The sequence below is a fragment of the Methanobrevibacter sp. genome (genome assembly GCF_017427765.1).
Lineage (GTDB): Archaea > Methanobacteriota > Methanobacteria > Methanobacteriales > Methanobacteriaceae > Methanocatella.
Map to the genome: position 1 here is coordinate 1 of NZ_JAFRSC010000008.1, position 15,676 is coordinate 15,676.

The 15,676-nt window shown below is 35.4% G+C and carries 9 protein-coding genes; all 9 read right to left on the reverse strand.

All coding sequences use genetic code 11. The features are described from left to right. Positions 1-5,206 (reverse strand): right-handed parallel beta-helix repeat-containing protein (locus IJL02_RS01605; protein ID WP_292808330.1); only part of this gene is annotated, 5,206 nt, incomplete at its 3' end. A 284-nt stretch (positions 5,207-5,490) separates the two neighbouring features. Next, positions 5,491-6,471: a choloylglycine hydrolase gene (gene bsh, locus IJL02_RS01610; RefSeq protein WP_292808332.1), complete on the reverse strand. Its 981-nt coding sequence runs from the start codon at positions 6,469-6,471 to the stop codon at positions 5,491-5,493. 8 nt (positions 6,472-6,479) lie between these two features. Continuing rightward, entirely contained in the window at positions 6,480-7,889 is a 1,410-nt protein-coding gene (locus tag IJL02_RS01615; protein WP_292808334.1) for a nicotinate phosphoribosyltransferase, read from the reverse strand. Between the two features lie 73 nt (positions 7,890-7,962). After that, positions 7,963-8,508: a rubrerythrin gene (gene rbr, locus IJL02_RS01620; RefSeq protein ID WP_292808336.1), complete on the reverse strand. Its 546-nt coding sequence runs from the start codon at positions 8,506-8,508 to the stop codon at positions 7,963-7,965. Between the two features lie 96 nt (positions 8,509-8,604). Beyond that, positions 8,605-9,150 (reverse strand): rubrerythrin, encoded by a 546-nt coding sequence (gene rbr, locus IJL02_RS01625; RefSeq protein WP_292808338.1) that lies wholly within the window; start codon positions 9,148-9,150, stop codon positions 8,605-8,607. 100 nt (positions 9,151-9,250) lie between these two features. Further along, positions 9,251-10,081 carry a DUF4013 domain-containing protein gene (locus IJL02_RS01630; protein ID WP_292808340.1) on the reverse strand — a complete coding sequence of 277 codons (831 nt, stop codon included), beginning with the start codon at positions 10,079-10,081 and terminating at the stop codon, positions 9,251-9,253. A gap of 136 nt (positions 10,082-10,217) precedes the next feature. Beyond that, positions 10,218-11,189: a methenyltetrahydromethanopterin cyclohydrolase gene (mch, locus tag IJL02_RS01635; protein WP_292808342.1), complete on the reverse strand. Its 972-nt coding sequence runs from the start codon at positions 11,187-11,189 to the stop codon at positions 10,218-10,220. 137 nt (positions 11,190-11,326) lie between these two features. After that, positions 11,327-13,603, reverse strand: a complete 2,277-nt coding sequence (locus IJL02_RS01640; RefSeq protein ID WP_292808344.1) for a BspA family leucine-rich repeat surface protein — start codon at positions 13,601-13,603, stop codon at positions 11,327-11,329. Positions 13,604-13,709: 106 nt separating this feature from the next. Further along, positions 13,710-15,665 (reverse strand): HEAT repeat domain-containing protein, encoded by a 1,956-nt coding sequence (locus tag IJL02_RS01645; protein WP_292808346.1) that lies wholly within the window; start codon positions 15,663-15,665, stop codon positions 13,710-13,712. Positions 15,666-15,676: the final 11 nt, after the last annotated feature.

Genomic DNA, 15,676 nt, shown 5'->3' on the forward strand with positions numbered 1-15,676 from the left:
CTAAATAAACAGCACCACCATTATTGAAAGCAGTGTTGTTTATGAAGTTACAATCATCAACAATACCATTGGAACCAGTCCAAATAACAGCACCACCTTCACCAGAACGACCATAAGTACCAGTTTCAGTACCTAAAGCACAATTATTAGTGAAATTGGAACCTTCAATAGTACCATTAGTACCATACCAGAACACAGCACCACCATTAGCCTTAGCAGAGTTATTTTCAAATGTAGAATTCAAAATAGCCCCATTAGTAGCACCTTCATGCCAGTCAATAGCACCACCATTAACACCAGCAGTATTATTCTCAAAGTGAGAATTACTAAATGTAGTATTATCACAGTTACCGGCAGTTATACAATCTAAATAAACAGCACCACCGTTATTTTTAGCAGAATTATTGATAAAGTTACAATCATCAACAATACCATTGGAACCAGTCCAAATAACAGCACCACCTTCACCAGAACGACCATAAGTACTAGTTTCAGTACCTAAAGCACGATTATTAGTGAAATTGGAACCTTCAATAGTACCATTAGTACCATACCAGAACACAGCACCACCATTAGCTAAAGCAGAGTTATTTTCAAATGTAGAATTCAAAATAGCCCCATTAGTAGCACCTTCATGCCAATCGATAGCACCACCATTAACACCAGCAGTATTATTCTCAAAGTGAGAATTACTGAAAGTAGTATTATCACAACCGTTGGCAGTCAAATTACGTAAAAAAACAGCACCACCGTTTGCGGCAGCAGTATTATTCACAAAGATACAATCATCAACAATACCATTGGAACCAGTCCAAATAACAGCACCACCTTCACCAGAACGACCATAAGTACCAGTTTCAGTACCTAAAGCACAATTATTAGTAAAGTTAGATCCTTCAATAGTACCATTAGTACCATACCAGAACACAGCACCACCATTAGCTTTTGCAGTGTTATTCTCAAATGTAGTGTTTTCAATTTTACCATTGGTTGCACCATTTTCCCATGTGATTGCACCACCGTTAACACCAGCAGAGTTATTCTCAAAGTGGCTGTTTATAAATGAATTGTTATTACAATCTGCACGTCCTGGGACACCACGTAAGTATATTGCACCACCATTGTCAGTACATGTATTGTCTATAAATTCACAATCATCTATTACACCATTTGAACCTGTCCACATGATAGCTCCTCCGTCTCCAGAGTTGCCCATCATACAAGCAACAGTTCCGTTAGCTGTATTGTTTGTGAAATTGGAACCTTTTATGATACCTCCAGTACCAAACCAGAACACAGCACCACCATTAGCACCTGCAGTGTTGTTGGTAAATGTACAATCCAAGATTTGACCGTCAGTTGCACCTTCATGCCAATCGATAGCACCACCGTTTATGGAAGCTGAGTTGTTTTCGAAATTACATCGAGTGAAATCACTGTCATGTGAACTTTCCAAGTATACCGCTCCTCCGAAACCTTCCATAACTGTGAAATTGGTTACGGAATTACGTGTGAAATTACTGTCATATATCATGGTTACATTACCTGTGACATATACCGCACCACCTTTCAAAGCGGTGTTTTCTTCAAACTTGGAATCTGTAATGTTAACCTTGTTTCCTTCAATGTAAAATGCACCACCACCTATGCTGCTTGTTTGATTTTCAGCATTGGCAGAGTTATGTGTGAAATTACTTGAAGTCACGTTAACGTCACGACCTATGATGTAAACCGCTCCACCAGCAGTGGCTGAATTCTTCAATGCATCTGATAGATTGAATTTCAAGTCATGGGTTGCGTTATTGTCTTCAAAGAGAGAATTTTTAATAACACTGTTTTTCCCGTCAATATAACCTGATCCGCCTTTTATTGCATAATTGTATGTGAAATTGGATTCCTCAATTACGGTGGATCCGCCTTCAAGGTAGAAAGCACCACCTTTGATAGCTTCATTATCTTCAAATAATGAATTATATATCCAAATGTCTGTACCGTTTACAGCAACTGCACCACCCAATCCACCGTCTTCATATATTCCGACAGCAGCATTGTTAGTGAAAGTGGAATTGATTATGTTAACGTCATTTCCCTGAATTGCAATACCTCCACCAATGGATGTAAGCTTATTCAATTCATCATTGACTGCAAATCTTAAGTCATGAGTTGCTGTATTGTTGTCAAAGTCACAACCTAAAATTGTAGTATTGAATGCAGTAATGAACACTGCTCCACCGCGAATTGCACTGTTTGATGTGAAATTTGTATAGTTAAGAGCATTTAAAGTACCATTAACATATATTGCACCACCTTCGATAGCTTGATTTGCATCGAAAGTGACATCTACAATTATTGTATCGTAACCGTTTACTGCAACTGCACCTCCATGACCACCATCAGGATTAACCCCAATAGCATTGTTTTCAGAGAATAATAAATTATCCAATAAGGTGTTGTTACCTACAATATCAATAGCACCACCTTCAGTAGGTACACTATCAAATATAGGATTTAAGTTGTAAGTTAGGTTATGTGTAGCATTATTGTACATGAATTGTGAATTTTCAACAGTTGTGTTAATACCCTTAATATAAGCTGCACCACCTTTAATAGCTCTATTATATGTAAAGTTAGTATTGTAAATAGTGGTATTAGTACCAGTTACATATAGTGCACCACCCATGATAGCTTCATTATCATCAAATATATTATCAGTAATATTTGTGTGATAACCATCAACAGCAATAGCACCACCAAGACCATCATTAGTATTAACACCTATAGCAGCATTATATGTAAAGTTATTATTAGTTATAGTAGAATAATCACCACTAACAGAAATAGCACCACCTATAGTAGGTAAGCTAATTACTGAACTAGCATTAAAAGATAAATTATGTGTTGCATTATTATCATAGAATGTATTACCAGTAATGTTAGTATTAGCACCGTTAATGAATATTGAACCGCCTTGAACAGCATTGTTTGTTGTGAAGTGCATATCCTTTACAGTAGCATTAGCACCATCAATATATATAGCACCACCACTAACTGCTTCATTCAAAGTAAATTGGCCATCATCAATTGTAGTATTATCACCTTCTACAGCAATAGCACCACCAAGACCACCATTAATATAAAAACCTGAAGCAATATTTCTTCTGAAAGTATTATTACCTGCCACTGCTACATTATTACCATCGATATAGATAGCGCCACCCATAGTCAAAAGGGTTTCAGCACCAGGTTTAATTGAATCAATATCACGAGTAACAAGGTTGTTCTCGAATGTTGAATTAGCCACCTCAGTGTTGTGACCTTGAATATAAACAGCACCACCTTGAATAGCCTTGTTTTCTTTTGCAGTGATCTTATCAAGAGTTATATCATTACCATCAATATAAACAGCACCACCTTGAACAGCAGTGTTATTGTACAAGTTTATGTTTGAAGCGTCGATATTTCTACCCTCAATATAAACACCAGCACCAAATGTAGCATCGTTTTGTGTGAAATTAACATTGTCAAAATTTGGATTTTGACCTATGAGGTATAAACCTCCACCCAAACCAGTATTTACAGAATAATTACCTTCAGCAACATTACTTTCAAATGAAGTGTCTTTAATGGATACATCATTACTTTGAATAAACATAGCCCCACCGGAAGTAACTTTAGAAGGATCATCAACAATTCCACTTCCCAAATTATGAGTTGCAGTGTTATTTGCAAATGTTGAATTGCATACAGTTGCAGCATTACCATCAATATAAACAGCACCACCTTGAATAGCACCATTTTCAACGAATTTTGAATCAAAGATGCTCGCATTGGAACCTACAATTTGTATTGCTCCTCCAATAGGTGCGAAATTATTCGTAAGGTTGCAGTTTGTAATGTTTGCAAAGTCACCTTGAATAAATATAGCTCCACCGTAGTCACTTTCAGCAAAGTTATTTTCAAATCTAGAGTCTACAACTACAGTGTTATCAGCCCTTTCCGTACCAACTGTATGAATATCCATCGCTCCACCAAATTTTTCAGCACTGTTATTGATGAATGTACAATTTTCAATGTAGTTATTTGGTCCAATAAAAGCAATAGCACCACCACCCCCACTTCTAGCAGGGTTCATGACATTAGGTCCATAAGCTTGATTGCCTATGAAAGTTGTGTTATAAACTTTCATTGTACCCTTGTGACATTCAATACCTGCACCATATGATGCGGAGTTATTTTCAATGTGATTGTTGGATATAATAACATTTTCGGCATTTACACAATAAGCTGCACCGTGTACTGCATTTGTGTTATTGATAAATGTATTATTGTCAAAAACAGCACCCTCAGACTGAACTTTAAAACATAATCCTAAAGAATTTGTATTAGCTTTTGGGTCAAGACTAATAGTTCCCTTATTGTTTTTGAATAAATTATTATTAGCTTTGAAATTAGTGTTTGTGTTTGCAATATTTACTATAAGTGAAGCAGTATTATTGTAGAATTCGCAATTGTCAATAATAGCTCCGCTTCCACTACCATCATATTGTATAATACATGACTTCTGATAAACAGTGTTGTTTTCAAAAGTACAATTATAAAATGAAACAGCTCCATTACAAGTAATCAAATGCCCCCTTCCAGGTGGACTCCCAGTAGTTACAGGAGACTCAAAATAATGATTTGCAAAATTAACTCCAGTAATTTTAGTATTAGTACCAAATGTAATTCTAGTCTTAGTAGGATGAGTTATAATTCCAGAAAAGTCAAGTGTAGCCTTTGCAGTATCAGTAGTAGAGCTACCTCCATAAATATTAATACCCTGACATACAGTAAAGTAAACAAAATCACCAGAATATGTCCAACCATTTAGGAAAACATTATCTCCCGGCTTTAGATTTGTATTAATGAGTAGACTTCTCAACGCGCTCATAGTATTAGTAGATGGAGTCCAATCCCTACCTAAAATATCATCCTCATTGGAAACACCTAAAACATTACTTTTAGAGCTTACGCTAACACTATCAGTAATATTATCTGAACTAACTGAGAGTTCATTTTCTACATCATCAATTTGAACATTAACAGTATTAACATGATTTGTTTGCGTTAAATTAAAGTCATTATCAGATTCAAGCGCGCATGACGCCTGAATAGTAAATATAAGAATAACTATAGCCATTATCACGATTAACTTTTTGCCTTTCATTTTGCGTTTTCACCCCCTGGTCCAGTCAATTAAAGAAAATAAATAACCTTACGGCAAATATAAGATTATTCTTTATTATTTATATTATTGAAAATATATAAACATTACCAATTCACCAATATTATTACAAAAATTTATTAAAATAAAAGTAAATTATTTAGTTTTTTACAAACAAAAAGCAATATTAAAACAGATTTATTAAACAAAATTTAGTTGGTAAAAATAAAAACTATTCAAAAAATATTATCAATATTATAATATTAGAAAAAATAAGAAAAAAAGAATTAATTGATGAACTTAATCTGTTCATCATTAACCAAGAGATAATTAATCAAATCTGTTGAATCCAAATCCTCATTAGACAAAGTGACTGCAGAAATCTGAAAATTATTATATGTATTATAATATAAGACGCCGTCCTGAGTATTATAGCATGATGTATAAATGGTATACTCATACAGGTCAGGATCATCAATAAATGTGCATCCGTTCTGCTGTTCTACTGATTTTAATATATGGAAAAACTGACCGACACTGCTTGACTCATCAGAGCCGCTGAATGAGTTTGCACGTGTGAATGCAACCTTTGCAAATCTTGAAGCTGATGACAAGTCGCCCGGAAGGCCTATACCACCCATTCCTCTTGAATATTCATCCAAATCAATATCTGCTCCAAATGTGTTTTCAGGATTTTTATTGGACAGGTTTCTGTAATTGTTGAGATAGAACAGCTGTTTGTCAAAAGGAGGATTGTTTGTCAAAACTCCAACAGGATTATCGTATATTTTAAGTCCGCCAGCCAATGGCTCAATTACAATAGCTTCACCTGAATTATCTGACATCATCCAGTGAAGAGGTGATAACGGCAGCTCATCAGCAAAGTTAATGTTTACAAGATTGATTTGCTCAAGCAGTTTTCTTGCCTCACTTACGCTGGATGCAACGCCCAGTATATATGGGATAAACTCAAAAGGAGTAATATTAATCATGTCTTCATTTACTTCATTATAGACTGCATTTCCTGCAAAGTTAAGGCCGGCCATTGCCAATCCTTTTTCATTGCATGCATCATAATAAAGAGGGTATGAATCAATACCTGCTGCAATTCCTATCATTGCATAATGGGTTTTCATATCATCAATTTTTCTGAATTTGAATTCATAGTTTCTCGGAGTGATTGTCACCCTTTCATTGTATGAAATTTCATAGTCAAAATTACGTCCGAAATAGTGTTTGTCTGTAATATAATTGCTTGCAGTGCACATATTATCACCTATAAGAAATTTGAATAGTTTAAAGCTCTTGTTTTAATATCACTGAATTTATCATCAACTAAAAGTTCACCATTTCTGAATACTGTCCTAAGATAGTCTTCACCATCTTCTTCAATTGAAACTGTTTTAAATGAATTGTCCTGAGTGACCAGTTTGAATCGTCCAGTTTTGGATTTTTTACTTGGGTCAAGGGGATTTTTGAATATGTCATGCCATTTTCCATCACGAAGCTGTGCTGAACATTTAAATGCGTTTCTTTGGGTGTCCCTGTTGACTGCGGTGTGGAGTCCGCCACCCATACCGAAGATAATGTTTTCGGCAGCCCATCCATTGGATTTCATTGCAAATAAAATGTCACGAATCTTTTGATAGTTTAGACCGTCTCCCCACAAAAGACCGATATTCAAGTCAAAAACCTTATACCCTTCATCAGTTAAATGAGAACCGAAACCGTCTGAAAGCAGATTCAAACAGTCTATTGTTGTGGATACAGGTTCTCCGCTGTCAGGTCTGAATACAATCTTATTTGTCTCACCATCCAAAAAGTTCAGGATAGCTTCATTAAGCTCACCACCGGACCTTCCGGCTTCAATTAAAAAGTTTCTGTAATCATATGAATCAATGACTATAGATAAAATGCCTTCTTTAGCCTTTTCAATAACATTCAATATTTGTTCGAGTTCACCTTCAGGTCCTAAGGATGTCATTACGCTGTGTTCTGTTGCCTGAACTGAAAAACCGTATAACTGTGAGTCATTGTAGTAGTTTTCAGGAATTGTTAATGCAGGAATTGTATCGGTTCCTGAAAAACTAAGCAGATGTGCAGAACCTGAAAGCATTGATGATTCTGTTGAAGATGCTCCTCGATATCCGAAATCATGCAGCATAAAGTCAAGATTGTCCTTTTGAGATCCTGTCACTTCCAGATAAAAATTGGCAAGTTTTCTTACCTCAGCAGACAATGTTGCAACTGTTGACGGATACCAGACCTGTAAAAGTAAAGACTCCAGATAATTTGGAAGCCAATATGATTTGTCATCTGTATTTTCAACAGTCATTAAAACGTTACTTACATCAACGGGAGTTCCTTCAGCAACTGCTTTTATTTCAATAGGGAGTTTTCCGTCGTGTTCATCTAAAATATACTCCCATCCTTCTCTGTTGAATATCCCTTCGCCGATGTGATTGGCTATTAAATCATCAGCCTGGTTTATTTTTTCTTCAGTCACTACTTGGCCTTCGAGATACTTTTTAATTATGTATTGTAGCCCATAAAAAATAGTTTTGTTAAACTCAGCACCAACTCTACTCTCCAAATAAGAATAAATTTTTTCAGTGCCTTTTGGATAGAAATAGTGATGAGTTACCTTATAACTATCAGTTAAAAGACAAATATTATTTTCAATCATAGTACCACTTACTATATAGTTAGTAAGTTGATACTAATAAAAATTATCAAAAAAAGAAAATGAAAAAAAGAATTTAGATATAACTTTCATCTTTTTTTCTGAAATGTGCTTGCGGGTGGTCACATAATGGACATACTTCAGGAGCGTCTGTTCCATAGTGGATGTAACCGCAGTTATTGCATTTCCATGCAATTTCTTCATCTTTCTTAAAGACTTTTCCAGCATTGATTTTGTCAGTCAATGCATTATATCTGTCTTCGTGTGCTTTTTCAGTAGCACCAGCAGCATCGAATAATTCTGCAATATCATCGAAACCTTCTTCACGTGCAGTTTCAGCAAATTCTTTGTACATTGAAGTCCATTCTTCATGTTCACCTGCTGCAGCGTCTGCAAGATTGGTTAATGTGTCAGGTACTTTACCACCATTTAAAAGTTTGAACCAAATTTTTGCATGTTCTTTTTCATTGTCTGATGATTCCTGGAAAATATCCTTAATTTCCACATAACCATCTTTTTTAGCCTGAGATGCGTAGAATTCATATTTTACACGAGCTTGGGATTCGCCAGCAAGTGCTGCTTTTAAGTTTTCTTCTGTTTTTGTGCCTTTTAAATCAGCCATAATATCAACCTCTAAAGTTAAATTGAATTAATATGATATTTAAATATTTGGTGAATAGTCAGTAACTGTAAAAAAAAAAGAAAAGAAAAATAGAGCTTATTTAAAGTTAGTAGCTCTTTCTTCGAAGTGTGCTTTTGGAAGTCCGCATACAGGACATTTTTCAGGTGCGTTAGGACCTGAGAATACAAATCCGCAGTTTTCACATTTCCATTCAATGTCTGCTTCTTTGTTAAATACAGCATCATTTTCAACATTTGCAAGTAATGTTCTGTATCTTTCTTCGTGTTCTTTTTCGATTGCACCCACTTTTTCAAACAGGAATGCAATCATTGGGAAACCTTCTTCTTTAGCGGTTTCTGCGAATTCCTTATACATTGAAGTCCATTCTTCGTTTTCACCGTCTGCTGCTGCATTAAGGTTAGCTATTGTGTCTGGAATATCCTCATCGTGTAAAAGTTTAAACCAGATTTTAGCGTGTTCTCTTTCGTTTTTGGAAGTTTCCATGAAAATATCATGGATTTGAACATAGCCTTCTTCTTTTGCTTTTGCAGCAAAGTATTGGTATTTAGTATGTGCCTGGGACTCACCAGCAAAAGCTGCTTGTAAGTTTGCTTCAGTTTTTGTACCTTTCAAATCAGTCATAATATACATCTCCAATATTTATATATTTAATATTATTCAATAAAAAGTTTGTTAAAAATTTTTGAAAAATGATAAAAAAAGAAAAAAAATATAGCTTCATTTAAGCTACATCTGAATATAACAATCCGGTTGCCCTTGCAGCGAAGAAAGCCAAGTATGGAGATATTATAATGGAAAGAATACTGATTCCATTAATAAAATTATTCAATCCTGACAAAACCAAATTGATAACCACAATAATTATGAATACCAAAAGTATAACTGCAATAACTTTTCCATAACCTATTCTTCCGATATCCTTAAACGCTTCAATGATGTTTAATGAATCGCCAAGGCTGTCAGTATTTGCAAGTCTTGACTGACCCATAGTTTGGATAATAGAAAAGATTACAAACAGTACAAATGCAATAATACATGTAAACATCAAAGCAGTTCCGAAACTAACAATTAATGACCGTGGAACAACATCAGTAACAATTACAGTGGTGTTTGCTGGAGCACTGGCTGAAGCAATCATCATTCTGTTAACCATATTTAGAGCCATACCGAATACGTTAGTAGCCCATCCAACAATTAAGACTATTATTGTCGGAATAATGAAGTAAACAATATTTAAAACCAAATATTTGATACCGGTTATTAGGTTTCCTTTCCAATCAAATTCCGGTGCGCTTTCAGCATGATCAATTCCGGACTTAATAACAGTAACATGATAGCCCATAACGATAAATCCTACAGCCAAACCGACAATGAATAAAATTATACCCAAAATAAGCCATAAAAATTCCCTGGCAAATCCCAAGGACATAAATGCCATACCAATACCTGCCACAAATATAGCAACAACTGTCAATACGATATAGATTGCAAGTTTTGCCAGATCATTTGAAGGAAATACAATAGCTTCCTTAATAATTTCCATAATTTCCATATTATCACCATGTTAATTAATACACTCAATTGAGTAAGTGAATATTTTTAAAAATCTTAGTATATTAATGTTTTTGAAAATATAAGCAAAAAAAATAATTTTATAAAAAAAGAAAAGAAAAGGAATAGATTAAAATCTATTCATCTACACCAAAGGATTTTTTAAGTAACTCTGCGTTTACAAATCCTTCTTTGTAAATTTTACCAGTAGTTAAATCATTGATTACTACTTCTGCAGGAGCAAACATTCCTTTGTCGATTTGGTAGAAGTCAAATCCTGCTTCTTTAAATACATCGAAGAATGGTTTACCGTATCCGTCAGCAGCTGAAGATGGTAATTGAGCTGCTACATTAGCGATGTCATCGTCTTCTTCAGATTCTACATAGTAGTAGGTTCTTCCACCGAATAATACTGCATCGTTGGTTTTACCCATAGCTTTAAGGCCATCCGGGTCAACAGGTGCGATAGGTGCAATACCTGCAGCATGTTTAACTTTGGTTACGTCAAATTTAATGAATTCTAACATTTTGTAGGTTCCGTTTTCAACAACCCTTCCGGAAATTTGAATAGATCCGACAAGGGATGAAGTAGGAGCTACAAGTAAGTATACGTTTTCAACATCAACGTCACATTCATCAGCAATGTATTGAGCTACATCTTCGCCAGGCAATACATCAGCTTCCAATGTTAAAATTGCCAAATCAGCTTCAGTGTCTTTATAATCAATTTCTTCATAAGTTTCAGCTGGTTTTAAAGCAATAGCTCTAGCAGGTCCTGAACCTAATGCAAAGAAGTCGCCTACAGATACAGACCAACCTGCTTTTTGAGAACCTAATGTTGAAATAGAAGGTGAATCAGTTTTAATCTTTACTGAAGGAAGTGCGAATTTTTCAGATAAATCTCCAGGAATGGAAATTCCCACATCAGCAAGCCCACCAAGACAAACTTTAGTATAAAGTTCTCCTGCTTTAAAACTTCCATCTACGTTTACACCACAATCTAAAACAGTAGCACCATTTTCTAAAGTTTCTACAGCGATGTTTAATTCATCTGCTTTTTCAATCATTACATCTACGGTTTTTTTAGCTTCTATGTTTACACTTACCATAGTTTAACCTCATATATAATTCTAACTTATAACTTTTAAGTTACTGGTTAAAAATTTATATTTTGTATTATTTAAAATTGTCTAAATGAATTCAAATTTGTACTATGTTTAATATGAAAAAATAATTGAAAAATAAGTTATGCATACCAGCTTGGCGGATAATTTAGAGAGTCACAATCCTTAAATATATATTCCATATGCTTTACGCCTGACACATCCCATGAACTCAGATAGGAAGCATCGATTAGGCTGATGCATTTTTCAAACATTCCTGCCAAAACAGTAACGTTGGCAATATTCCAATTTTTCAGGGAAGCTATATCAACCAAAGATACGCATCCCAAAAACATTGCATTCATATTTTCCACATTGGAAACATTCCAGTTATGCAAGAATGCTCCAACAAGAGAACTGCAGTTCCAGAACATTCCCCTTAGAGATTTTACATTGCCCACATTCCAGTTATCCAAAGGAGAGATATCAACCAATGACTCGCAGCCAAAAAACATCCCGGCCATATCATCTACATTAGATACATCCCAGTCTTTCATGACATTTAAATCCTTTATGGATTTGCATTCATGGAATGTGAATTTCATTTTGGAAACATTTGACACATCCATGGATTTTAATGTGGAAATTTCAACAAGAGAATGGCATTTAGAAAACATTCCATTCATGTTTTCTATCTGGTTTGCTCCGGATAGAATAATAGCTTTAAGGGAAGTCAGACCGGCGTATTTTTCGCTTAAATCAACAGTGTCAGATAAATCTTCACTTACATATATTACATCCTGCCTGTTTTTCACATCATCCCAGCTGGTCAGGTTAGTTCCATCTTTTAGAATGATTAATACCTTAAAATCGCCTAAATTATTAATGCTTTCAGTTGTTTTGTTCAGTCTGTCGAATTCGTGCAGATAAAGGTTTCCTGCAGTTACATGACCATTGCGGTACCACATTGGATATTCAGCTAAAGCTTCGCAGTTTTCAAAGACGTTTTCGTCCTGCTCCACTTTAATGAAAACCCATACATTAAGTTCATTTAGACTTTCAAGGGCTTTGCAGTCCTTAAACATGCAGTTAATGTTTTCCGCATTTTCAATTTTCCAGTCCTTCAAATCGTTTATGCTGGTAATTAAGCAGCATCCTTCAAACAAAGACGCCATGTTTGAAACGTTTTTTACATTCCACTTTTTCAGGGCTGATAACGAATCCAGATTCAGACATCTGCCGAATGAAAACTCCAAAGAAGACACTTTACCGACATCCCAATTCGCTATAGCTGAAATATCAGACAATGCCTCACAGCTTCCAAAGATTCCATCCATTTTTTCCACATTGCTTACGTCCCAGTTTTCCAATGCTGAAATATTTTCCAATGACTCACAGCCGTTAAAAAGCTCAGTCATTGATTTGACGTTGGAAACATCCCAATTTTTCAAAGCGGATACATTTACAAGAGAACTACATCCTTCAAAAAGGCTGTCGATTCTTGATATGTTTGACAGATTCCATGATTTTAAAGGAGAAATATCCGAAAGTGAGCTGCAGTCAGCAAAAAATGACAATAATCCTGAATTATGAGTCATTTTTGACAGGTCCCATTTTTTCAATGGTGAAATGTTTTTTAAGGACTCACATCCTCTAAACATTGCAGTAATATTGAATACGTTTGACAAGTCCCAGTTTGAGAGCCCTGATATGTTTTCAAGAGAAGAACAGAAATCGAATATGCATCCCATATCCCCTACATTTCCGACATCCCATTTTTTTAGAGCTGAAACATTTTTTAGGTTAATACAGTCTGAAAAAATATAGTGCATGTCCTTTACACTGCTTACATCCCATTTAGACAGTCCGGAAATGTCTTCAAGTGAAGCGCAACCCCAAAACATTTCAGAAATGTCCCGGACATTAGAAACATTCCAATCAGAAAGGTCAGATAAATCCTCAATGAGGCCACAGCCGCAAAACATCATATTCATATAAGCGACATTGCTAACGTCCCATGATTGCAATGCGGAAATGTCTGATAATGATTCACATCCATAAAACATGGAACTCATATTATAAACATTACTGACATCCCATTTGCTTAGGGAAGATATGTCCACTAATGATTCGCATCCGCAAAACATCTTCTCCATGTTTTCAACATCACCAAATCCTCCTGCAACGATAGCTCTGAGATTTGTCAGACCTTCATATCTTCCGGCGATGTCTGTTTTACCGAATAAGTCTTCACTGACGTAGATGATTTCTTCTTTGTCTTGTACTTCGCGCCAGCTAGTTAAATTAGATCCGTTTTCGAGAATTATCAGAACGTCCAGTTCATCCAATTCATAAATACTTTGGGTGGTAGTATTCAATAGTTCAAATTCCCTTAACTGCTTGCTAATCATGATTCTCATTTCCGAATTTAGATATTAATAATATATTTAATTCAATATATAAAATTTATATCAAAAACTGTCTTTTTTAATCCAATTGAAACTTTTCAGTGCCAAAATGCATTTTTTAGAAATCATCACCGAGTAATGTGAATGCCTGATTGACAATACCAATGTCCATATCATTATTGTAAATGAAGCGTAAAAATTCCTTATCAGTTATATTGTCTACAATCGCTCTTCTGACATGTCCTTCTGGAGTGTCACGATAGAGCTTTTGTAAAAATTCCTCATTATGTATTTTTTCAATTACTTTTACTCTTAGTTCATATAAATCCTTGTCATATGCAAGCATTCTTAAAAGCTTTTCATCAACAATATCGTCAACGTAGATTGAACGTTCAAATTCCGAGAGAGTATTGTCGGTTATCTTTCTGTATAATTCGTTTTGACGGGCTTGTTCAATGTCAATTTCATCCAGTTGCGCTTCGATGTCACTTCGAACGTTACTATCCCCTATTCTGCTTGCAGCCTGGTGGCGAACCCAAGGATGAGAATCGTTTTTTGCAATGTCTTTCAATAATTCCTCATTATCAATCCTTTTAACTGCTTCAAGACGTACATAATAATTTTTATCTTCAACAGCGGCAGTTTCCAATAGTTTGTCATCATCTATGTTTTTGAGAGCTTCAAGGCGAACCCAAGGGTCCCTGTCATATAGAAGAATATCCTCCAAAACTGCATTGTTAGTGACACCGCCAACAGCACCTTCCCTTATCCAGGAATCGTCTGAATCCTGTGCGATGTCCATCAGCAGATCTTCACGGTTGATTCTTTCTTCGGCTTCAAAGCGAACATTGAAGTTTTCATCGTTTTTTGCAATTTCCGATAGAATTATTTCATCATCAATACGTTTTACAGCGTCCCACCGTACAAAATAATTCTTATCCTGGCGTGCAACATCCTCAATTATAATTTCATTTTTGATGCCTTTTAAGGCTTCACGGCGAACCCATGCGTCTCTATCGTTATTAACAATATCTACTAAAACGCTTTCATTTTCAACTGCTTTTGCTGCTTCAACACGGACCCATGAATCAATGGAGAGCAATGCAATGTCCTCAAGCAGATTCTTATCGCTGACACGTTTTACAGCCTCCATGCGAACATATTCATCTTCACCGTCTTTAGCGATTTCAGCCAGGAGATTTTCATCGCTTACCCTCATAAGTGCCTCTTCACGCACAAATGTATCGTCGTCTGTTTTTGCAATATCTGCCAGAAATGTTTCATCTGTGACTTTTTTAACAGCTTCAAGGCGCACCCATGAGTCTTCGTCATTTTCTACAATACTCTTTAAAACAGATTCATCTGAGATTTTTTCAACCGCTTTAAGACGAATCATATAATCATTTGCATTTTTTCCAATGTCTTCAATAAACTTAATATTATTTACTTTTTTCAGGGCTTCAAATCTTACCTTTTCATTTGTGTCTGCTTTTGCAACATAAGCCAAAACATCCTCATCACTTAAACCATAAACGGCTTCCAGACGAACAGCTGCATTTTCATCATTTTTAACAATTTCAGACAATACCTCATTATCGGTTATTCCCTTTACGGATTCCAGACGGATTCTTGCATTGTCATCATTTCTTGCAACATCACTCAACAAGACCAAATCACCGGTTGTTTCGACATCTTTAAGTCTGTCTGCGGATAATTCATCAGTTATTGAAAATTCAGCAAGCATCAATTCGTTGGTAATGTTGTTTACTGCTTTTTGAGATACATCCCCATCAGAATCATTGCTTTTTGCAATTCTGGCTAAAGCATCATTATCTGTAATTCGCTCAATAGCTGCAAAGCGCACATCAATATCAGAAGTGCTTTTAACAATCTCTTCTAAAGTCTTATCATTTCTAATTCGCTTTACTGCCTGCAAACGTACTTCACCATCCAAATCGTTGATGGCAATATCGGACAAAATATTCTGATCATCTAACTTTTTTACGGCCTGAAGCCTTACTTTCGGATCTTTATGTTTGTATTTCGGTTTAAAAATTCTATCAATAATCCCCATTTATAATCACC

Bases quoted from the DNA above. Each gene is read 5' to 3' on its own strand.
- bsh (WP_292808332.1), bottom strand. From the start codon at position 6,471: ATGTGCACTGCAAGCAATTATATTACAGACAAACACTATTTCGGACGT.
- IJL02_RS01615 (WP_292808334.1), bottom strand. From the start codon at position 7,889: ATGATTGAAAATAATATTTGTCTTTTAACTGATAGTTATAAGGTAACT.
- rbr (WP_292808336.1), bottom strand. From the start codon at position 8,508: ATGGCTGATTTAAAAGGCACAAAAACAGAAGAAAACTTAAAAGCAGCA.
- rbr (WP_292808338.1), bottom strand. From the start codon at position 9,150: ATGACTGATTTGAAAGGTACAAAAACTGAAGCAAACTTACAAGCAGCT.
- IJL02_RS01630 (WP_292808340.1), bottom strand. From the start codon at position 10,081: ATGGAAATTATGGAAATTATTAAGGAAGCTATTGTATTTCCTTCAAAT.
- mch (WP_292808342.1), bottom strand. From the start codon at position 11,189: ATGGTAAGTGTAAACATAGAAGCTAAAAAAACCGTAGATGTAATGATT.
- IJL02_RS01640 (WP_292808344.1), bottom strand. From the start codon at position 13,603: ATGAGAATCATGATTAGCAAGCAGTTAAGGGAATTTGAACTATTGAAT.
- IJL02_RS01645 (WP_292808346.1), bottom strand. From the start codon at position 15,665: ATGGGGATTATTGATAGAATTTTTAAACCGAAATACAAACATAAAGAT.